Here is a 20,021-nt window from a genome sequence, read left to right on the forward strand (position 1 = left end):
GCATTCCCTCCCGTTATGCAGCGATAGATGTGCCGTAGCGACTTTCCAAAAGTGCTTCGATGGCTTCGAAATCAACCGAGCCGCCCATCTCGCGGATGGCCTGGGCGAACAGCCTGACGATGCGACTGACCGATTGGTGGGTTAGCTGGTTCAGGATGCCGATACGGACTTGAACCGGGGCGCTGAGCGTGGGCCAGATGCCAAAGCCACGGGCGCGGCAGTTCTGTACCAACTCCATCTCACGACCCGCCAGCTCTGCGGGCAGGTTCAGCACCACAAGGCTGGGCATGTCCGATGTGACCTGGCAACCCATCGCGGTGACGGCGTCGCGCAGGACGGCCTCATGCGTGCGATAGGAATGCGCACGTTTGGCCAACCCTTCCTGCAGAGTCAGGCGTAGCGATTCATGGAAGGCGGCGACCGCATAGCCCGAATGGGTACGGTGATAGGTGCCCTTTTCCACGTCTTGCCCGTCAACGATGCCCCAGTGGCGTGCTTCGAAAATCGGGTTGTGGACGTATGTATAGGCGCCGGAAGTCTTCAGCGCGTCGATATAGGCGTCGGTGAAGCTGACCGGCGCATAGGTCAGCGGTAGGCAGCACAGCCCTTTTTGCGGGCACGAGGCCCATCCCGCGACACCCGGATAGTCATCGATGCTGAAATCCGCGATACCCAACGACGATACGGCATCGATCAAACCCATCACATCGTGGCGTTCACAGGCGTCCGAGAAGCCACGCAGGTCGTTGACCCGACCCGACCCGGTTTCCCAATGCGCCATGAAGGCCCACTTCGGTTTGTGCGTGGCCAACACCTCTTCGACCATCTCGCCTGTGACGGGCTGGCCATGAGGAACCTCAATAACGGCGACACTCGCAGCTTGTGGGTCCAGAGGGTTGGTCGCGTGCTCTTCCGGTGTTGCAGCCTTGATCCGCAGAGTCATCGCATCGATGCCCGAGAAGGTGCCATTGGTGAAGGCCACAACCTTGTCACCCGGCATCACCGCCGAGAACATGGTGTCCAGCCCACTCCATCCGGTGCCAGCAACCGCGAAGGTATGGGTGTTGGCGGTGCCCCAGATCAGACGCAGCATGTGCTTGCATTCGATCATGCCACGCAGCACGTCGCTCTGCATGTGGTCGGCAACGCCGGCGCTGGCAAACGCCTGCAAAACACGTGCGTCGGTGTTTCCCGGTCCTGGGCCAGCGGCCAGCGTCTCGGGGATGTCGAGCGTTGGATAAATCTGAAACGTCATGTGCTCCTCCTGTGCGTCGGGTGTGTTCGATACCGCCGATCGCCTTGACCCAGAGGAAAACTGAAACTTGCGCCGGGGCACAACGTAACTTACTACAGCTTTAGCATATCTTGTTAGGCGGGTATTAACCTACCCATTTTGGTAAATATGCCAATGTATACTGAAAGCATCCCCACCAAAATAGGTAGGTTTAGATAAAATCAGACGGGAAAACAATGTCCGACACATCTCAACGCCCCATTGATGTCATGCTGGCCAACAACAACCCTTTGGTGCTGTCGGCCATGTCCGAGATCTTCGAGCGCGACCCGCGATTCTCTCTGGTGGCCACTTCAGCGACCGCCGAGGGATTTCTGGGCACAGTCATGCGGGTGCCGGTTCAGGTGGGGATCGTGTCCTGGGAACTTCCTGCTTTGGGCGCGGCAAAACTGATTGAGGTTCTGCGCGAACAGACCAACGCGCCACGCTTTGTGGTCTATGGGGACGAGGCTGGGGACGTACCGCGTCAGGCTATGCAGGCCGGGGCCGCAGGGTTCGCGCCGCGTTCGGGCGAGGTCGAAGGCTTGCTGGAAACCTGTGTCGATGTCGCTAAGGGCAAAATGGTATTTCCCTATATCGACGTGCGCAAAATGCATCAAAACCCGTTGCAGACTCTGTCGCGCAAGGAACTCGCTATCCTTGAGGCACTGGCGCAGGGCATGTCCAACAAGGAATTGTCGAAAGAGCTGCAGATTTCGACCAACACGGTGAAGTTCCATCTGTCGAACATATACGACAAGCTGTCGATCAAGAACCGCGCGCAGGCGATTGCCTTCTATTACGCTTCAAAACTGGACAACGGAAACTCGTGAGCTTCGAAACCTCGTGGCGTCCGTTGCTAAGGTTTAGATTGTTAAGCGGCTGGTTCAGCGAATTGATGAAACGGACAGATTCCGGGTATGATTTGACCTTTGCGGATCATATGCGTCACTTACCTTTCGTCGAGCGTTACCCCCGCTGATTTGAGCGCGCTGCTCCAGCCGATCTGAGGTTGAGCTTATGAATGACATTTGGGCCATGGACATCGCGTCGGACCGGCTGGCGTAGATCAGGGGCAAACCAGCGGGCTATGCCTACTATGAGGCGTTGTCGCTGTGCACTGAATTTCTGGACGCAGATATACGCTGATGCTCTAGCCCAGATTTTGTGCCCGTAATTCTCGGATATACACGGGACACCAAATTTCTATTAGGCCGCCCAAGGGCAGCGATTCAGTTGGGGGACCCGAACCTGATCGCAACCCTCGTTGCCTTCGTTCTGTAGTAAACTCGGTTCGAACACGGCTTCGAACTCAGAGCCTTTCACCCTGACTTGACTGGTCGAAAAAAAAAGAACTTTTCCATAGTCTTTGCGACCCGACCACCGTGAGCGGATACATCAACGGGCAGTAATAATCGCCTTCGGTTGTCTTTCGAGCATTCTTTCCCGATGTTGCGCTGAATATTTCAATCATGCGCCCTGCGCATTGCCTGCCATCCGCCGCGGCAAATGATCTTGTGCATCAACTAGTTTCAACGATTGAACGCATCAATTAACAATTTTGATAAGCAACATGCCATTGCTACCACTCGACCTCTGACGCAATTAGTTAAAAAAACCGGCTAGGAATAAGAACAAAGCTTTGACGTCGTCAATCTGGATTTGACTAGGGCTTCGGCAAAAGTGACGGCACATGCAACGCCATCTACCACCGGCAGGCCGAACTCTTCGGACAGTTGTGACATCAGATCTGTCATGCCAGCGCAGCCCAGAACAATCGCTTCCGCTCGGTCTTCTTCGATTGCGGCGCGTATCTCTGCCCGTATTATGTCGATGGTCTTTGGGTCGTTTTCCTCCAGCTTCAAAACCGGTACATCCGAAGCCCGAACCCTGACACATCTGCGATCTAAGCCGTATCGCAACAAGTTTGCCTCTAGCCCTGCTAGAGATCGGGACAAAGTGCTGATGACGCTAAATTTTGGACTGATCATGGACGCCGCGTGGCAGGCCGCCTCCCCAACGCCGATGACTTGCGCCGAAGTGACGCAGCGCACGGCGTCGACTCCGGTATCATCGAAACAAGCAACAACAATTGCGTCCGCATCAGCATGCGCCTTCACGACCTCCAGAAGACCGGGAACACAGGTAGAGACATCCAGATAGCCCTGAATGCTGGCGGGGCCTTCTTGCGAATTGGCGGCAATGATCGTGGTTTCGGAATGCGCAGCGGCCCGTGCAGCTTCTTCGATCTTTCGCGTCATGGAGGCGGTGGTGTTGGGATTTACAACAAGCAGTTTCACAGCGTCCTCACACTTCTCCGCCCAGATAGGCGGCTTTGATCCGGGGATCGGTGAGCGAAGAAACCAGAAAACGACTTGCTGCAATTATCCATGTCGAAATTTGAATAAAACCACGGCGCGCTTCACCCCGCTGATTGATCCGCCCGGTCAGACGCTGGATTCCGAAAAATGTAAATCTTTTTCACATCCCCCCCTTGCAACCACCTACCCCCCCTCCCATCTTGGTAATGTGAAAAGCATTTACATCCTAACTGGAGAGAGCACATGACCGCATTGTCCGACCACGCCGTTCCCCAAAATCCGGGATGGCTGCACCGAAGCGAAGCCTGGCTTGATAGCAAGGGCAAAGGCGCCTGGATCGCCGCAATGGTCCTTGGCTTTATCTTCTTCTGGCCCATCGGCCTGGCCTTTCTTGCCTATATGATCTGGAGCAAACGCATGTTCAGCAAATCCTGCAGCCGCCGTTCGTCGTGGAACAGCCACATGAGCGCCATGAAACCTTCGGGCAACAGCGCGTTCGACGCCTACAAGGCCGACACACTGGCGCGTTTGGAGCGTGAACAGAAAGACTTTGAGGCGTTCCTGCACCGCCTGCGTGAAGCCAAGGACAAGGCCGAGTTCGACGAGTTCATGGATGAACGCGCCCGCGATAATCGTGATGACGAAAACGGCGAACAACCTGCCTAATCGTGGCTTGCCCTGTCCCCCCATCGGGACAGGGTGTTTCTGCACAATACCCGGATTACAGTCTATGTCTCATCTGCCTGACCCCGACAGCCAACCCGAATTCTACCAATCCGTAGCGACCAAGCGCTTTTTCGCGTGGCTGTTCGACATCGCCTTTATCTCATTGCTCTGTACAGTTGCGATTCTGCTGACCTTTGGCATGGGCTTCTTCATATTGGCGCTGATCTACGCAGTCATCAGCTTTGTCTATCGCGTCGTTACCATCGCCAACGGCTCGGCCACACTGGGGATGCGCTTCATGGGGATAGAGTTGCGTGACGCCTTTGGCGCCCGAATGGATACGGGGAAAGCCATTGCACATACGGCAGGTTACTTTGTCAGCATGGCGATCCCGGTACTACAGATCATTTCGGTCATCATGATGATGACCAGCGCCCGCTGTCAGGGCCTGACCGATGCCTTCCTCGGCACCGTGATGATCAACCAGCGCGCCTAAAAACACCTGAGTGAAACACTTGGCTGCGTCAAAAACCGTTGCTATCATCGGTTCCGAGGAAATGCGGGACCTTCATGCGACACACGCTGCCAATTGCGCCACAATTCTATGTGACGGCACCCCAGCCCTGCCCTTACCTTGAGGGCAGGATGGAGCGCAAACTGTTCACCGCCCTACAGGGGGAAGGTGCGGATCAATTGAACAATTGCCTTTCACAACAAGGATTTCGCCGCTCGCAGAACGTTTTGTATCGCCCGTCCTGCACCGACTGCGCCGCCTGTCTGTCTGCCCGTATCGATGTGTCAGCCTTTCAGCCAAGCAAAAGCCAAAAACGGGCCCACAAGCGCAATTCCTACTTGATCCGACGTGCAACATCGCCCTGGGCAACGGATGAACAGTTCGACCTGTTCCGTCGGTATCTGGACGCGCGCCATGCGGATGGCGGCATGGCCGATATGGATGTCTTCGAATTCGCCGCGATGATCGAGGAAACCCCGATCCGCAGCCGAGTCGTAGAATATGCCGATCCCGAAACCGGCGAGCTGATCGCCGTCAGTTTGACCGATGTACTGGATGACGGGCTGAGCATGGTTTACTCATTCTACGATCCAGAGTTCCAGCAAAGCTCGCTGGGCACTTACATGATTCTCGACCATATCGAGATCGCGCGCGAGGCTGGGTTGCCCTATATTTATCTGGGCTATTGGGTGCCCGGCAGCCCCAAGATGGGGTACAAGGCCAAATTCGCGGGCTTGCAGGTCTATATGCAGGGTGAATGGCAGCGAATTAAAAATCCCGAGCAGTGTGACCATACGGCCCACCACCCCCTTTCGTCGGCCCCGATTGCCGAGCAGGTGGCCAACATCCAACTGCCTGACCGCCACCCCACCAAAGGTTAATCTATCATGCGTCAGAGCCTTCATGCGGTGACGCTGGTCGTCCCGGATTATGACGCAGCGATCGCGTTCTACACCAAAGTGCTGTGCTTTACTCTGACGCAGGATATTGATCTGGGCGATGGTAAACGCTGGGTGCGGATCACGCCTCCGGGCTCGGATGGTGCTTCGTTGTTGCTGGCCAAGGCGGTGGGCGCGGAACAGATCGCATCGGTCGGCAATCAAACCGGTGGGCGCGTTGGCTTTTTCCTCGAAACAGATGATTTCTACCGCGATCACGCAGCGATGCTGGAAGCAGGCGTAGGGTTTGAAGAGCGCCCGCGCCATGAACCCTATGGAATTGTCGCCGTCTGGCGGGATCCTTTCGGAAATCGTTGGGATTTGATCGAATTTTCAGCACCTGTATCGACAAAATAAATACATTTTTTTCATCACGTTAAACTACCTTCCGCCATGCTGCGCCCAATTGTTAAGCAATCTTAATCGACCTTCCCCCGCCCGTGTGATTGAAAGTTGACGCAAGGTCACCAAATTAGCCGCACTTCTAAACGTCCAGCCCAAACCTGAAACCCGTAGCTCAATCAGACGCTGACCGGGCTGGCTTTATTGTCGCTACGGCAGGCCTCCCACCCTGTCGCAGAGGTTCTGAAGGAGGGGGAAAATGACATATGCCGCACGCCGACTGGTTTCGGCCACGCTGACGACCCAGATCCTGGTCGCGCTCGCCTTGGGCTCGATCTTTGGTCTGGTCTTGAACTATCTCGATATCGCTGCGCTCAACGCAACACTTGTGCAGGGTGTGCTGTCCATGTTTGGGCAAATGTTCCTTAATGCACTTCAGATGCTTGTTGTGCCGCTGGTTGTGTTCTCACTGCTGTGCGGCGTTGTCGGCATTGGCGATGTCAAATTGCTGGGCCGTGTCGGAGGGCTGACCTTCGTTACCTATCTGGCCACCACCGCCTTGGCCGTGACAACTGCCTTGATCTTTGCGGGCCTCATTGGGCCGGGCACAGGATTCACGAGCCTGCATCTGGCCGGTGACAGCGTAAGCGTCGCCAACCCACAGACCACTTGGGAAATACTGGCAAACATCATTCCCAAGAACCCGATCAACGCGTTGGCCAATGGTGAGATGCTGCAGATCATCTTCTACGTAATGGTCGTTGGTATTGCAGTGCTAATGATGGGCAGCCGCGCCAAGGCCTTTGTGGAAGGCTGCGAGTTCATGAATGAACTGGCGATGAAGATCGTCAATATCGTCATGGCCTTCGCCCCCATCGGCGTCTTCAGCCTGATTGCCAAAACCTTTGCGATGGAGGGCTTTGGCTTATTCGGACCGGTGATCGGCTATCTGACCACGATCAGCCTGACGCTGGTATTCCATCTGTGTGTCACGTTGATGGCGCTGCTGTATTTTACGACCGGGCTGAGCCCTCGGGTATTCCTGCGCAAGATGCGCTCGGCGCAGGTGTTTGCGTTCTCGACCTCAAGCTCGAACGCGACAATTCCGGCCAGCTTACAATGCGTGACTCAGAGAGTCGGCGTTGACCGTTCCGTGGCGTCGTTCGGTATTCCCCTAGGGGCGACGATCAACATGGATGGCACCGCAATCATGCATGGAGTGGCGACCGTTTTTCTGGCTAATGCCTATGGCATTGATCTGGGGCTAAGCGGTTATCTGACCGTGATTTCAATCTCGGTTCTGGCCTCAATCGGCACGGCAGGTGTGCCCGGTGTGGGGATAGTGATGCTGGCGATGGTTCTGAACCAGTTGGGTATGCCGCTGGAAGGCATCGGCATCATTCTGGCCGTCGACCGGATCCTCGATATGATGCGGACGGTTGTGAATGTCACTGGCGATGCGGTGGTGACCACCATTGTCGGGCAAACGGTCGGCAAGCTGGACAAGGCCACGTTCGACAATCCCAATGCCGGATTTGTCGAGACCACAGACCTTGCAATCGATCATGCCACTGAAGCGGAGTTCGAAAGGCTGACACACCCACAGCCGAATTCCTGAAAAACAAACGGAGGCCCTAATGGGCCTCCGTATTCGTCAGTCTAAGCGACAGATCAGTTCGGGATCAGGTCAGGAACGATGGTTACAATCGACGGGAAGAACCACAGGATTGCGATGCCCACAACCTGAATGATCACGAACGGTATGATGCCGCGATAGATGTGGCCAGTGGTGACCTCTTTCGGCGCAACACCCCTGAGATAGAACAGCGCAAATCCGAACGGAGGCGTCAGGAACGAGGTCTGCAGGTTCACCGCTACCATGATGGTCACCCATTTCGGATCAAACGATCCGCCATAGATCACGGGGCCCACGATCGGGATCACGATGTAGATGATCTCAAGGAAATCCAGCACAAAGCCAAGAATGAACAGCACCAGCATCACGATCAGGAAGACCGTGAATTCATTATCAAAGCTGCGCAGGAACTGCTGGATATAGTGCTCTCCACCAAAGGAAATCACCACCAGGTTCAGCAGTTGCGATCCGATCAGGATGGTGAAGACCATCGACGTCACCTTCGCTGTCTCACGCACCACCGGTGTCAGAACCCCGCTTGAGAACAGCACCCAGCAGCCGTAGATCAAGCCGAACAGCGCATAGAGGTAGGCCGAATAGGCGATGATGAACGCGATCCAGCTTTCAACCGAAACATTGCCCTGATTGATGCGCAGATCAAAGTTCACTCCCATCACCAGTGCGATGATCACTGCGAAGGTTGACCAGATGATCACTTTGCCCGACCGGTTCTGATCCTGAAGTTTCCGATAGGCCGCTAGCATGATCGCTCCACCCGCCCCCAGTGCCGCAGCCGGCGTAGGGTTGGTGACACCGCCAAGGATCGAACCCAACACCGCGATGATCAGCACCAGCGGTGGGAAGACCACACGGATCAGATCATTGGTCGCGCAACGGGCGGCAGCTTCTTTGCACCCATGCATTGCGAGCGCAAAAGGTATGGCGAGTATCAGGAACGTAGCCCCGGACGAAGTCGTTGGCGCGATCAGCAACACGTCGACCAACAGCATCAGCAACAGGCCAATCGCTCCGACGATCAGAGGCTGCGGCGCTTGCGACGGTGCGATTCCGCGACCCAGCACCAGTGTCAGACCCAGCAGTACCACAATCACGGCGACACCGTTGCCAATTGGCGCTGCAGCGGCGATCTTGGCCTCTTGCGCAGCAGCCAGTTCCTCTTCGCTCAGACGCTGCGCTTCGGACGAACCACCTGCTTCGTCAATCGCTTCCTGCTCGGCCACGGCCTGATCCCAGGCTGATTGCCCATGCAGTTCGATCATCGAAGCCTTACACTCTTCGGACACGTTCGTGCGCAGCGAGGCGCCCTGCCCGATATCCGTAAATGCCGAGACCGAGATGTTCTGGCTGCCAATCACTCCCGCGCTTCCCAAAAGCACCGCGCCAACAATCAGAGCAACCGGAGCACCCAGCAGCCAGGTCAGCCCTTCCGAGCGCGTGATGGTTTCACCCGAGCCTCCCGACAATTCAACAGCCGGGGCCTTTTCCGGGTTCAACAGCGCATAGCCAAAGGCATAGAGCGCATAGAGCAGCGCCAACATGATCCCAGGCAACAGTGCCGCCTGGAACAATGTGCCTACCGAAACAACCGCTGGTTCACCCAGATAGGTCAGCGCGTCGGTGCACCCGGCTTCAACCGCGCGCGTTTCCTGCGCGGTCGAATAGAGGTCACCAGCCAGTGTACCCAGCAGAACGATCACGATGGAGGGTGGAATGATCTGCCCCAACGTACCCGAGGCCGCGATCACACCTGTCGCCAATTCCGGCGAATAGTTGTTCCGCAGCATGGTCGGCAGGGCCAACAGTCCCATGGTAACAACGGTCGCGCCGACGATACCGGTCGAGGCAGCAAGGAACGCGCCCACGACCACAATCGAGACCGCAAGGCCACCGGGCAGCGGGCCAAAGACGCGCGCCATCGTGGTCAGCAGGTCGTTTGCAATTTTTGAACGCTCCAGCGTGATGCCCATCAGAACGAACATCAGCACCGCCAGCAGTGTCTCGATCGACTGCCCGGCCAGAACACGTTCGTTCATGCGGTTCACGATGAAGGAAACATTCCGGTCCAGCGCGGTTTCCCAGCCTTGTACAAAGACCGGCTCGGCGATCCTTGGCAAATCCGGGTATCGGAACACGGATATCACGTCAGGTTTGACGCCAGAATTCACCACGTCGCGGTAGGCTTGCGAGCCGGTGTCGATCGCCTGGTGGATCAACAGTCCGGCACTATCCAATGCAGCGATAATCCCGAACGAAATCACCCCGGCCCCACCGATGGCAAAGGCCACGGGGAAACCCGAAAGAATGCCTCCGAAGAGGCAGAAAAATACGATAATGAGGCCTATCTCGACGCCATCAAGTCCGAATAGCATTGTCTGGTTCTCCGTCCCTAATGCGCGCCTTCGTAGGCTTCTTCACCCTCGCCAAGGCTGTCCTTGTCGAGGTATTTTCCTTCACTTTCCGGCCCTTCCACGTATTCCAGATACGAGCGATACAGGAACGCAATCGCGTGCAGGAACACCATGGCGGCAAAGGCCACCAGCAGGATTTTGAACAGGAAGTAGGCGTTGAACCCGTTAGGACTAAACCCGATGGTTTCCACGTTCCAACGCAGCGCTCGGGACTTGGCCACAAGCCTATCCAGCGTGTCACTGGCCGAGGGTTTCGGCACGATCAGGTGCCGCCACATGAAGTACCATCCATACATCCAGGTCAGAACGGCCATGGGCATCATGAAAAGAACCGCCCCGCACATATCAACGACGCGCTTGGCCTTGTGACTGATGCCTGCATAAATCAGGTCAACGCGCACATGGCCGCCCTGCACGAATGTGTAGGTGCAGCAAAGGCACACAACCATGGCGTTGTAGAGTTTAAGTTCTTCGGCGAACCAACTGATATCCATTTGAAAAGGGATACCCAGCCCAAAGGACATATCCGGCCGTGTGAACACCCGCTGCATGAAGACGATAACGATCTGCTGAATTACCATCAGCAATCCCGCCCACGCAAAGAAGCGGCCAGTGGTATTGGCGAAGCCCTCGAGCCCGCGCACCATTCCCCACATGAAGTTCCGATAGTAAAGACCAATGGCCGTCAGCACCAGAAACAGCGCGAAGATCACGAAGAAGAACTCGACAGACCCGCCATAATAAACAAAGCGCATGATTGCTTCTTTGTTCGACCAGTCCAGCCAGAGCTGCGGATGCGTGATGGCGTATCCGAAATTATAGAAGGCTTCGGCAATGTTCTGAATGAACCAGACCAGTCCATTCCACAGGGCGCCGAAGAACGAGATACCGTTTTCGTCCTGCATGTTGTCCCCAGGTCGCATCGGTTGCACGTTTGGTTATGACGGCATGTCCGGGCCGCTTATGTGCAACAGGAAAGGCTCCCCCGATGACGGGGGAACCGATTGCATTGAGCGGATTGCTTAGCCGCGTACGCGGTCACGCTGCGAGGTGTAGACACCCGACGACAGGTTGTTCCATGCCGACGATGCTGCCATCGACTCCATAGCGCTGTCGTGAATGCGCTTGAACAGCTCATCACCCATGTTTTCGTCCAGAACTTCTTGGCTGGCTGCGCCAAACGCGTCCCAAACGCTGTCCGGGAATTCCATGACCTTGACACCACCGGCCTGCAGACGCTGCAGCGCTGCACCGTTGTTGGCCAGGAATTGTGCCAGGTTCCACTGGTGGCACTCGGCAGCTGCGATCTCGATGATCTTCTGCTGCGCGGCGGACAGGCTGTCATAAACCTCGCGGTTGGTGGCCAGCGACAGACCCGCACCCGGCTCATGGAAGCCCGCAGTGTAGTAGGTTTTGGTGATTTCCTGGAAGCCCGCTTTTTCGTCAGCCCAGGGACCGATCCACTCGGTTCCGTCAATAGCACCGGACGACAGCGCCTGATACACTTCCGACCCCGGAATGTTCTGAACGGATGCGCCCAGTTTGCCCAGCGCCTTGCCACCCAGACCCGGCATGCGGAATTTCAGGCCGTTAAAGTCTTCGGGGCTGTTGATCTCTTTCGAGTACCAGCCACCTGCCTGCGCGCCAGTGTTACCGGCCAGGAAGGATTTCAGGCCGAAGATTTCGCCCAGTTCATCATGCAGCTCCATGCCGCCGGCATGGTAGTACCAGTTCACCAGTTCCTGTGCGGTCATGCCGAACGGAACAGCGGTGAAGAATGCATAGCCCGGGTGCTGACCCACAAAGTAGTAGTCTGCCGCGTGGTACATATCGGCCTGACCGGACGATACCGCGTCAAACACCTCAAAGGCACCAACCAGTTCACCGGCGGCTTTGATTTCAACGTTCAGGTCGCCATCCGACATTGTGGTAATGCTGTCGGCGCAACGCTGCGCGCTGTCGAACACACCTGCGAGGCCACGGCCCCACGAGGTGACCATAGTCAGCGTGCGCTTGCCTTGCGCATAGGCGGGCGCTGCCAGCGTGGTGGCTGCAGCGGCCGAGCCGCCCAGTGCTGATGTTTTCAGAAACTTACGACGATCCATATGAGTGATCCTCCCCTTCATATTCATTCCCCGGGTGATGCCGGGTCGATCGTTTCTAGTGCGCGTTAGCCTAGTTCCACACACATGAATGTGAATACCTACTACTACGTAGCCAGTCGGGTTTTTCCACATTCAAAAGCACAAATCCGGTTGATTTTACCCGCTCACGCCCAAATCACTGTGGCCGAGCACTGTGTTCTTCCAAATTTTTTGCAATTTCCCGGCAGCTTGCGTATCGATTCGAACATGGGAGGAATCCGGAACCTAATCTCGCTAACCTATGCGCAAAAACTGTCGCTGGTTGCCGCAATCCCGCTGATCGCAGCGGTTGCGGCCATTGCAATGGTGGTCGCTTATGAATCGCGCGCGACCGCCGAGAGTGAGATACAGGCGCTCGAGCGCCGCCTGATCGAAGCCAAAAAAGAAGAGCTGCGTAATTACGTGACCCAGGCGCGGAACGGGTTTGCCTATATTTACGGTCGCGCCTCCCCGGATGACGAAATCGCAAAAAACCTCGTGACCCAGATTCTGTCGGCGATGATTTACGGCAAGGACGGGTTCTTCTTTGTCTATGACTATGACGGCAACAACCTCGTCAGCCCGCGCCAGACCGAATTCATCAATCGCAACTGGGCCGATCTGACCGACAGCGATGGCACCCCGATTGTGGATGAGTTTATCACGCTCGCCCGACAGGGTGCAGGCTGGCACAGCTTTATGTGGCAAAAACCATCGACCGGTGAAGAGGCTCAGATGATCGCCTATGTTGTTGGCCTGCAGGACTGGCGCTGGGTGGTGGGCACGGGTGTGTTCATCGATGACATCGTCGCCACCGTCGCCAATGCCCGTGCTGAGGTTGAGGCGCGCGTGCAGCGCACCTTCCTTTATATCGGAGGCATTGTTCTGGCCGCTGTTCTGATCGTCTTTGCCTCGGGCATGTTGCTGAACTTCCGCGAACGGCGGCTGGCTGATGCCAAGCTTAAAGAACTGACACAGCGGGTACTGGACGCTCAGGAAGAAGAGCGCGGGCGCGTCGCCCGCGAATTGCATGACGGCATCAGCCAGATTCTGGTTGGCGTACGCTATGCACTGGACAACGCCCGACGACGTCTGATCCGCGGGAATGACGAGTCGGCGCAGGAACCATTGCAAACAGGTATCGACAATCTGGCAACCGCCATCACCGAGGTTCGCCGCATCAGCCGCGACCTGCGTCCGGGTGTTCTGGATGATCTGGGGCTTGGGCCAGCGCTCAAGGCTTTGACCGACGATTTCAGTGAACGCACGGGTATCGAAACCGATTTCTCAACCGTGGTGTTCCGAAACCGATTGGATCAAGACAGCAAGATTGCCCTCTACCGTATTGCGCAGGAAGCCCTGACCAATATCGAGCGCCACTCGGGAGCAACCCGTGTTACCATTGACCTGCGGGGTCATAAGAAAGGCGCCACGATGCGGATTACAGACAATGGTCGCGGGTTGCGGAACGAACCAGGCCATGTCAGCACCGGGATCGGGCTACGCAACATGCAGGAACGGATCGAACAGCTTGACGGCACTCTACGCATCCTCTCATCGCGCGGCGGGCGCAGCGGCACCGTGATTGAGGTCAGCTTGCCGCTCAGTCATATGCTGCCACCACAGGAAGACCCAACGCCAAAACGAAAGGCCGGTATCTGATGTCCGACTCAATCATCCGGGTCCTTATTGTCGACGATCACCCCATGGTCGCCGAAGGCATTCAGTCTCTGCTGGAAAGCTATGATGAGATCGAAGTTGTCGGCACACTTTCCAACGGACAAGAAGCTGTCGATCGAGCAACCCACCTGCAGCCGGACGTGATCCTGATGGATCTCAATATGCCCGGCTTGAGCGGGTTGAACGCCACCGAGATCATTTTAGAGCGCCTGCCCAAAACCCGCGTTCTGATCCTGTCGATGCATGACAGTCCCGAATACATCTCAACCGCGCTCAGCCACGGCGCCAAAGGCTATATCCTCAAGGACGTTCCCACCGAAGAGATCAAGCAAGCCATCGATGCCGTGATGCGGGGCGAGCGGTATCTTTGTACCGGGGCCAGCGGCTCGCTGGAGCCCAAGGACGGCAACACGCGCGAGGCGCTGACCGGCCGGGAACAGACAATCCTGCTGGAATTGGCGCAAGGTAAATCCAACAAAGAGGTGGCACTGGCGCTGGACATTTCGGTGCGCACGGTTGAGACGCATCGCAAGAACATCAAGCGCAAACTTGGCATCTCCTCCACCGCCGGCTTGACCCGCTATGCCCTGGAGCATGGCGTCCTGCAGGGCACCAGCCCCGGGCTATGACCGCAGCGCGAAACGCGCTGCCCGGCCCAACCGAAGGAGGTGTGCCAACGGCACATTGAAGTCGGGCGGGAGCACTACCCGCTGCCGCGTTCACTGATATCTTCACCAAAGAACACCAAAGTCCCGTCTTCATCGAGGACATGAAATTCGCGCTGCTGATAGGGCTGATCGAATGGCGGGCGCACCCGCCCTTCAGGCAGCTCCTCCAACCCGGGGCGCAGGCTTTCGAACAGGCTGTCGATTCCTTTGACGTCAACATAGAACGACTGCTCATCACCCAATGCGCGCCCATCCTGACGCGGTGGACATTCCAATAATCGGATCGCCACAGGATCACGGCGCAAAAAGGCATAATTGTCCTGCCTGAATGTGCAGGAAAACCCAAGCCGCCGAGTGTAGAACTCAATCTGCGCGTCCAAAGAAGAACAAAGGACAAATGGTGTAAGTTGTAATATCTGCATCAAAACAGCCCTCTTCCAACCTCGGGCCCGAGACTAGCACAAATCAGTCAAGCAGTTGATCACCCCGCAACCCTTCACGCTCATAATGATGCGGCAGCACACGGCCATAGAGTTGACGGGTCCGCTCCACCCCACCACACATGCCTTCGGTTTCGACAAACGAAAAGATACCAACATAGCGTTTCCGTTGTCCTTCAACCGGCGCTACCCGGTGCAAGGCATAGCGCCCCTTGAATATCTGCAGGTCGCCCGGTTGCAGTTCCAGTTGGTGTACGCCCCTCCTGCTGCCATCCAAAATCGCAGCGACGCCTTTGAAATTCTCGTCTTCACTGGTCCGCAGATTGGGTGCGTATTCGAATGCACCGCCCTCCTCGCCATTCTGGATTGCCAGCGTTACGGTGTAATTATTGGTGTCAAAATGCCACGGAAAGCCGCCTCCCTTCTCGACCACATTGATGATCACATCCGCCAACGGGTCATCATATCGGAAGAACCGATCCTCCGGCTCGTTCAAAGCCATGCGGATGAAAGGCATGAAACCTTCATACTCATAAATACGCCGCAGCGGGCTTGTGACAGGGAAGTTGTCAGCCGGAACAAAGGCGTTGGATCGGTCATAAAACCGTCGGATTGGATGACCGATCCCGTAACTGGGATCATCCTGCGTAAAATAGGCATTCGTGCGATTGAACGAGCGATGCGCTTTGGGAGCGACGTGATCGGCCTCAGCGATCAGTTTCCCTAGGCCATCTTTATGCACAAAGCCGGGGAGGACCGCACATCCATCAACTTCCAGATCCCGCCTCAGGTCCGCGATCAGCTGCCTGTACCCGTATGAATCAGGCCGATCGATCGGATAGCGCCCCAGATCCACAAGATCGTGCAGCATGTCTGACCTCCCGATTTAGCGCTGTTTTCACCAGCCTGCCTCAGCATCGGGCGCTGCTCTGGTCTGTTTCAGACATGGGCCTGACGCAATCAGACCACTGTTGATCACCCGATCGCCCACCAATTTGCGGCGAATTTTCGTGGATATTTCTCGACCTGCGTCATTTTGCGCAACAAAATATCAAATCCCACAAGCCCAGACTTACAATATTTTTGTATTTGCCTGTTGACGCCCCTTCCCCTCAACCATAATGTCCCTGCACGCAAAGAAGGAGCCTCTGGCGATGAAAGCGCTAGTCGTAATCGTAGGAAACACGCGCATGGGCCGGTAACGGTAAACCATAATCGAACCCATGCGCCTCCGAAAATCTCGGGGGCTTTTTTTTGGCAACACGCAAGACACATGTCGCGAACGGAGCAAAGCAGATGACACGTGAGATGACCGGCGCAAAGATGGTGGTTCAGGCCCTCAAGGATCAGGGCGTGGACACGGTATTCGGATACCCAGGTGGCGCCGTCCTACCGATCTATGACGAGATCTTTCTGCAAAATGACATCCGTCACATTCTGGTACGGCATGAGCAAGGTGCGGTACATGCTGCCGAAGGCTATGCCCGCTCGACCGGCAAGCCGGGCGTTGCCTTGGTCACATCCGGTCCTGGTGCGACCAATGCCGTGACCGGCCTGACCGATGCGTTATTGGATTCAATCCCGATCGTCGTTCTGACCGGGCAGGTTCCGACCTTCATGATTGGCTCTGACGCCTTTCAGGAAGCAGACACTGTGGGCATTACCCGCCCCTGCACCAAGCACAATTGGCTGGTGAAGGATACGGACTCGCTGGCGGCAACTATGCACGAAGCCTTCCACGTGGCCACTTCCGGTCGCCCCGGCCCCGTGCTCGTTGACATTCCGAAGGACGTTCAGTTCGCCTCGGGTGAATACACGACGCCAAAACCGTCGACCTCTCACTATCAGCCAGTATTGAAGGGCGATCTGGAAGAAATCACGGAGCTTGTTGCAGCAATCGAGACCGCTAAGAAGCCAGTGTTCTACACCGGCGGCGGCGTCATCAACTCGGGCCCGGCTGCCAGCCAGCTGCTGCGCGAACTGGTGGACGCAACCGGCTTTCCGATCACATCGACCCTGATGGGGCTTGGGGCCTATCCGGCCTCGGGCGAAAACTGGATCGGCATGCTTGGGATGCATGGGCTCTACGAGGCCAACATGGCGATGCATGATTGCGATCTGATGATAAACATCGGCGCGCGATTTGATGACCGTATCACCGGCCGGATCGATGCGTTCTCGCCGAACTCGATCAAAGCCCATGTAGATATCGACCCTTCGTCGATCAACAAAGTTATCCGCGTCGACATCCCAATAGTTGGCGATGTTGCCCACGTGCTTGAGGATATTCTGAAAGTCTGGAAAGCACGCGGTCGAAAAACAGACGCTGCAAACATCAAACAGTGGCAAGACCAGATCAATGAATGGCGCAAGGTCAACTGCCTTGCCTTCACAAACAGCGAGAAGACCATCAAGCCGCAATACGCGCTGCAACGGCTTGAAGAGCTGACGAAAAAGTACGACCGCTATGTCACGACCGAGGTTGGGCAACACCAGATGTGGGCGGCGCAATACCTGGGCTTTGAGGACCCCAACCGCTGGATGACATCAGGCGGGCTGGGCACCATGGGTTACGGCTTCCCCGCCTCAATCGGTGTGCAAATGGCACATCCCGATGCGCTGGTCATCAACGTGGCTGGTGAGGCCTCGTGGCTGATGAACATGCAGGAAATGGGCACGGCCGCGCAGTACCGGCTGCCCGTGAAGCAGTTTATCCTAAATAACGAGCGGCTGGGAATGGTACGACAGTGGCAAGAACTGCTGCACGGCGAACGCTATTCGCATTCGTGGTCCGAGGCCTTGCCCGATTTCGTTAAACTCGCAGAAGCTTTCGGCGCAAAGGGTATTCTGTGTTCCGACCCAGCCGATCTGGACGACGCGATCATCGAGATGATCAATTACGACGGTCCGGTCATCTTCGACTGCGTGGTCGAAAAGCACGAGAATTGCTTCCCGATGATCCCGTCGGGCAAGGCCCACAATGAGATGCTGCTGGGCGAAGCCGAAACGCAGGGCGTTATCCAAGCTGGTGGAGCTGTGCTTGTTTGAGCACCGCTTTGCCACATCTAAGTCAAATGCCGGAGCTAAGGTCGCCGCACGTGACATGAAAAAGGGTTAGATCATGCGTGATCTCAGCAGTCAGTTCTCAGCCAGAGCTTCGAGCCCGGAAGAGAATTTGTCGATATTCACCGGCCGTCGCGGTTGGCAAGTGGGGCTCATGGTTCCACTCTTCGTTCTAGCGTTGATATTGTTCTGGGTCGGCACAGGCTGGTATGCCGTTGTTGATCAAGGAAAAATGGCGTTATCCGTTGATTTCAAGGTGTTCTGGGCTGCAGGTCACCTCGCGCATTTAGGCGAACCGCTTGCGGCATTTGATATCGACAGATTGTCGGAAATACACGAAGCGTCCAAGGAAGACGATTGGATGCCTTGGTCTTATCCTCCCTCATTCCTTGTCGCACTCCAACCACTCGGGGCATTGTCGTTTTCTCCGGCTTGGGCGATTTTCACAGCGATTTCAATTGTCGCGATGTTTCTTGCTGTGCGGCCATTTTCCTGCGGAATCGTACCGGTTTGGTTTGCTTTTGCACTCTCCCCCGCCATGTTGCCAAACTTGTATATGGGGCAGACCACAACCCTTTGGGCAGCAGGCCTTCTGGCCGCACTAGCGGCGCTAAAGAACGACCGCTTCGTACTAGCAGGGTTCTTTATTGGATTGCTGACGCTTAAACCCCAACTCGGCCTGCTCATACCGCTTGCGCTTTTGGCAAGCGGTGCGTGGAAGACGATCATATCAGCAACGGTCACGACGGTGGTCTTGTCCGTTCTGGCCACTCTGGTCGTTGGCGTCGAATATTGGACCGAAATGCGCAACATGATGGGCGTTCACTTTGAAGAGATACGAAGCTCAATCCATCTGAATAAGGTCATGCTTAGCCCTTATTCCTTGCTGGCCAGCATCGGTGTGCCAGAAACGCTCGCGCTTGCAATGCAATGGACTTTGACAGTGTTGTCTGGAATTGCAGTCTTCGTTGCTTGGCGCAACCCAAGGGTAGGTTTTGACTTGCGGGTAGCGGTGCTCTTTCTAGGTATTTCTATGTCCACACCATACTTCTGGTTCTATGAATCCGGGCTGCTTGCAATCGTTGCATTGTTCCTGCTTCGAGCTGGCGTGCTGACAACTTCTCCATGGCGTCTGATACTGGCCGCCGCAATGTGGATCGGTATCGGACCAGCAACACATATGGTGCTTTTCAAGATGACCGAGATATTGTCTTTGCGCCTCGTGTTTGCCCCGATCCTAATACTGGCTTGCGTAGTTTGCCTCCAAGCGCTGATCTCTGCGCTACGAAAGCCCGAAGAAACTTATGTCCAAGATGAGGTCTATCAATGACTCCGCTAAACATCGTCAAAGGCTCCACCCGCCATTCTGCATATAACCTACGCCCAACATTCTCGGACGTGCAGGAACAACACACGATCGCGGTGCTGGTTGAAAACGAACCGGGGGTTCTGGCCCGCGTAATTGGTCTGTTCTCGGGTCGTGGCTATAATATTGAAAGTCTAACGGTTGCCGAGGTTGACCATACCGGGCATCTCAGCCGAATTACCATCGTCACCACCGGCACCCCGCAAGTGATCGAGCAGATCAAGGCGCAGCTTGGACGCATCGTGTCGGTCCGTGACGTGCATGATCTGACAGTCGAAGGTGCTTCGGTCGAGCGCGAGCTGGCGATCATAAAGGTTGTCGGTGAAGGCGACAAACGGGTCGAAGCCCTGCGACTGGCCGACATTTTCCGGGCCAATGTCGTCGATAGTACGCTGAATTCGTTCATCTTCGAGATCACCGGTGCACCGGACAAGATCGATGCCTTTGCCGATCTGATGCGCCCTCTTGGCTTGATTGAAATCGCCCGTACCGGAGTTGCAGCCCTGTTGCGCGGTGACTAAGCCCCATTTCCGCCCTGGGACTGAATTCATTCTTGGGGCGG

The 20,021-nt window shown here is 56.1% G+C and carries 18 protein-coding genes; 11 read left to right on the plus strand and 7 right to left on the minus strand.

All coding sequences use genetic code 11. The annotated features are described in order from the left end of the window. Positions 1-13: 13 nt before the first annotated feature. The gene (locus tag ACR0JG_RS12520; RefSeq protein ID WP_480570136.1) at positions 14-1,255 is read right to left on the minus strand and encodes a pyridoxal-phosphate-dependent aminotransferase family protein; all 1,242 of its coding nucleotides are present in this window, start codon (positions 1,253-1,255) and stop codon (positions 14-16) included. 215 nt (positions 1,256-1,470) lie between these two features. On the opposite strand from ACR0JG_RS12520, the gene ACR0JG_RS12525 reads away from it, so the two are divergent. Then, the gene (locus tag ACR0JG_RS12525) at positions 1,471-2,106 is read left to right on the plus strand and encodes a response regulator transcription factor (RefSeq protein WP_255612072.1); all 636 of its coding nucleotides are present in this window, start codon (positions 1,471-1,473) and stop codon (positions 2,104-2,106) included. A 789-nt stretch (positions 2,107-2,895) separates the two neighbouring features. On the opposite strand, the gene ACR0JG_RS12530 is transcribed toward ACR0JG_RS12525, so the two are convergent. Next, on the minus strand, positions 2,896-3,573 hold the full coding sequence (locus ACR0JG_RS12530) for an aspartate/glutamate racemase family protein (protein WP_480570140.1): 678 nt from the start codon (positions 3,571-3,573) through the stop codon (positions 2,896-2,898). A 264-nt stretch (positions 3,574-3,837) separates the two neighbouring features. Between ACR0JG_RS12530 and ACR0JG_RS12535 the strand changes: the two genes are divergently transcribed. The 5 genes from ACR0JG_RS12535 (at position 3,838) to ACR0JG_RS12555 (ending at position 7,672) form a co-directional block, all read left to right on the plus strand. Further along, the gene (locus ACR0JG_RS12535) at positions 3,838-4,260 is read left to right on the plus strand and encodes a DUF2852 domain-containing protein (protein WP_170396606.1); all 423 of its coding nucleotides are present in this window, start codon (positions 3,838-3,840) and stop codon (positions 4,258-4,260) included. A gap of 64 nt (positions 4,261-4,324) precedes the next feature. Continuing rightward, positions 4,325-4,756 carry an RDD family protein gene (locus tag ACR0JG_RS12540; protein WP_170396604.1) on the plus strand — a complete coding sequence of 144 codons (432 nt, stop codon included), beginning with the start codon at positions 4,325-4,327 and terminating at the stop codon, positions 4,754-4,756. A 74-nt stretch (positions 4,757-4,830) separates the two neighbouring features. Then, a complete protein-coding gene (locus tag ACR0JG_RS12545) occupies positions 4,831-5,655 on the plus strand; it encodes an arginyltransferase (protein WP_170396602.1) in 825 nt (274 codons plus the stop codon). Between the two features lie 6 nt (positions 5,656-5,661). After that, positions 5,662-6,069, plus strand: coding sequence for a VOC family protein (locus tag ACR0JG_RS12550; RefSeq protein WP_170396600.1), 408 nt, complete (start codon positions 5,662-5,664; stop codon positions 6,067-6,069). A 244-nt stretch (positions 6,070-6,313) separates the two neighbouring features. Further along, a complete protein-coding gene (locus tag ACR0JG_RS12555; protein ID WP_480570143.1) occupies positions 6,314-7,672 on the plus strand; it encodes a dicarboxylate/amino acid:cation symporter in 1,359 nt (452 codons plus the stop codon). Between the two features lie 53 nt (positions 7,673-7,725). Here the strand turns inward: ACR0JG_RS12555 and ACR0JG_RS12560 are convergent, their stop codons facing one another. The 3 genes from ACR0JG_RS12560 to ACR0JG_RS12570 all read right to left on the minus strand — a co-directional run bounded on the left by ACR0JG_RS12560 (position 7,726) and on the right by ACR0JG_RS12570 (position 12,224). Next, positions 7,726-10,080 carry a TRAP transporter large permease subunit gene (locus tag ACR0JG_RS12560; protein WP_170396596.1) on the minus strand — a complete coding sequence of 785 codons (2,355 nt, stop codon included), beginning with the start codon at positions 10,078-10,080 and terminating at the stop codon, positions 7,726-7,728. A gap of 17 nt (positions 10,081-10,097) precedes the next feature. Then, complete coding sequence (locus ACR0JG_RS12565; protein ID WP_170396594.1) at positions 10,098-11,024, minus strand: TRAP transporter small permease subunit; 927 nt, start codon at positions 11,022-11,024, stop codon at positions 10,098-10,100. A gap of 117 nt (positions 11,025-11,141) precedes the next feature. After that, positions 11,142-12,224 carry a TRAP transporter substrate-binding protein gene (locus ACR0JG_RS12570; protein ID WP_170396967.1) on the minus strand — a complete coding sequence of 361 codons (1,083 nt, stop codon included), beginning with the start codon at positions 12,222-12,224 and terminating at the stop codon, positions 11,142-11,144. 246 nt (positions 12,225-12,470) lie between these two features. Between ACR0JG_RS12570 and ACR0JG_RS12575 the strand changes: the two genes are divergently transcribed. Together ACR0JG_RS12575 and ACR0JG_RS12580 are read left to right on the plus strand one after the other, a co-directional pair. Continuing rightward, a complete protein-coding gene (locus ACR0JG_RS12575; RefSeq protein WP_170402995.1) occupies positions 12,471-13,904 on the plus strand; it encodes a cache domain-containing protein in 1,434 nt (477 codons plus the stop codon). Continuing rightward, positions 13,904-14,551 carry a response regulator transcription factor gene (locus ACR0JG_RS12580; RefSeq protein ID WP_170396590.1) on the plus strand — a complete coding sequence of 216 codons (648 nt, stop codon included), beginning with the start codon at positions 13,904-13,906 and terminating at the stop codon, positions 14,549-14,551. Before ACR0JG_RS12575 ends, ACR0JG_RS12580 begins: the two co-directional genes overlap by 1 nt. A gap of 74 nt (positions 14,552-14,625) precedes the next feature. On the opposite strand, the gene ACR0JG_RS12585 is transcribed toward ACR0JG_RS12580, so the two are convergent. Together ACR0JG_RS12585 and ACR0JG_RS12590 are read right to left on the minus strand one after the other, a co-directional pair. Next, entirely contained in the window at positions 14,626-15,012 is a 387-nt protein-coding gene (locus tag ACR0JG_RS12585) for a bleomycin resistance protein (protein ID WP_480570147.1), read from the minus strand. A gap of 43 nt (positions 15,013-15,055) precedes the next feature. After that, the gene (locus tag ACR0JG_RS12590) at positions 15,056-15,901 is read right to left on the minus strand and encodes a HalD/BesD family halogenase (RefSeq protein ID WP_480570150.1); all 846 of its coding nucleotides are present in this window, start codon (positions 15,899-15,901) and stop codon (positions 15,056-15,058) included. 425 nt (positions 15,902-16,326) lie between these two features. Between ACR0JG_RS12590 and ACR0JG_RS12595 the strand changes: the two genes are divergently transcribed. The 3 genes from ACR0JG_RS12595 to ilvN all read left to right on the plus strand — a co-directional run bounded on the left by ACR0JG_RS12595 (position 16,327) and on the right by ilvN (position 19,980). Continuing rightward, complete coding sequence (locus ACR0JG_RS12595; RefSeq protein ID WP_223117913.1) at positions 16,327-18,078, plus strand: acetolactate synthase 3 large subunit; 1,752 nt, start codon at positions 16,327-16,329, stop codon at positions 18,076-18,078. Positions 18,079-18,151: 73 nt separating this feature from the next. Further along, the gene (locus tag ACR0JG_RS12600; RefSeq protein WP_480570153.1) at positions 18,152-19,423 is read left to right on the plus strand and encodes a glycosyltransferase family 87 protein; all 1,272 of its coding nucleotides are present in this window, start codon (positions 18,152-18,154) and stop codon (positions 19,421-19,423) included. Then, positions 19,420-19,980: an acetolactate synthase small subunit gene (gene ilvN, locus ACR0JG_RS12605; protein WP_170396580.1), complete on the plus strand. Its 561-nt coding sequence runs from the start codon at positions 19,420-19,422 to the stop codon at positions 19,978-19,980. The genes ACR0JG_RS12600 and ilvN overlap by 4 nt, the downstream gene beginning before the upstream one ends. Positions 19,981-20,021: the final 41 nt, after the last annotated feature.

The sequence above is a fragment of the Ruegeria sp. AD5 genome (assembly GCF_056542345.1).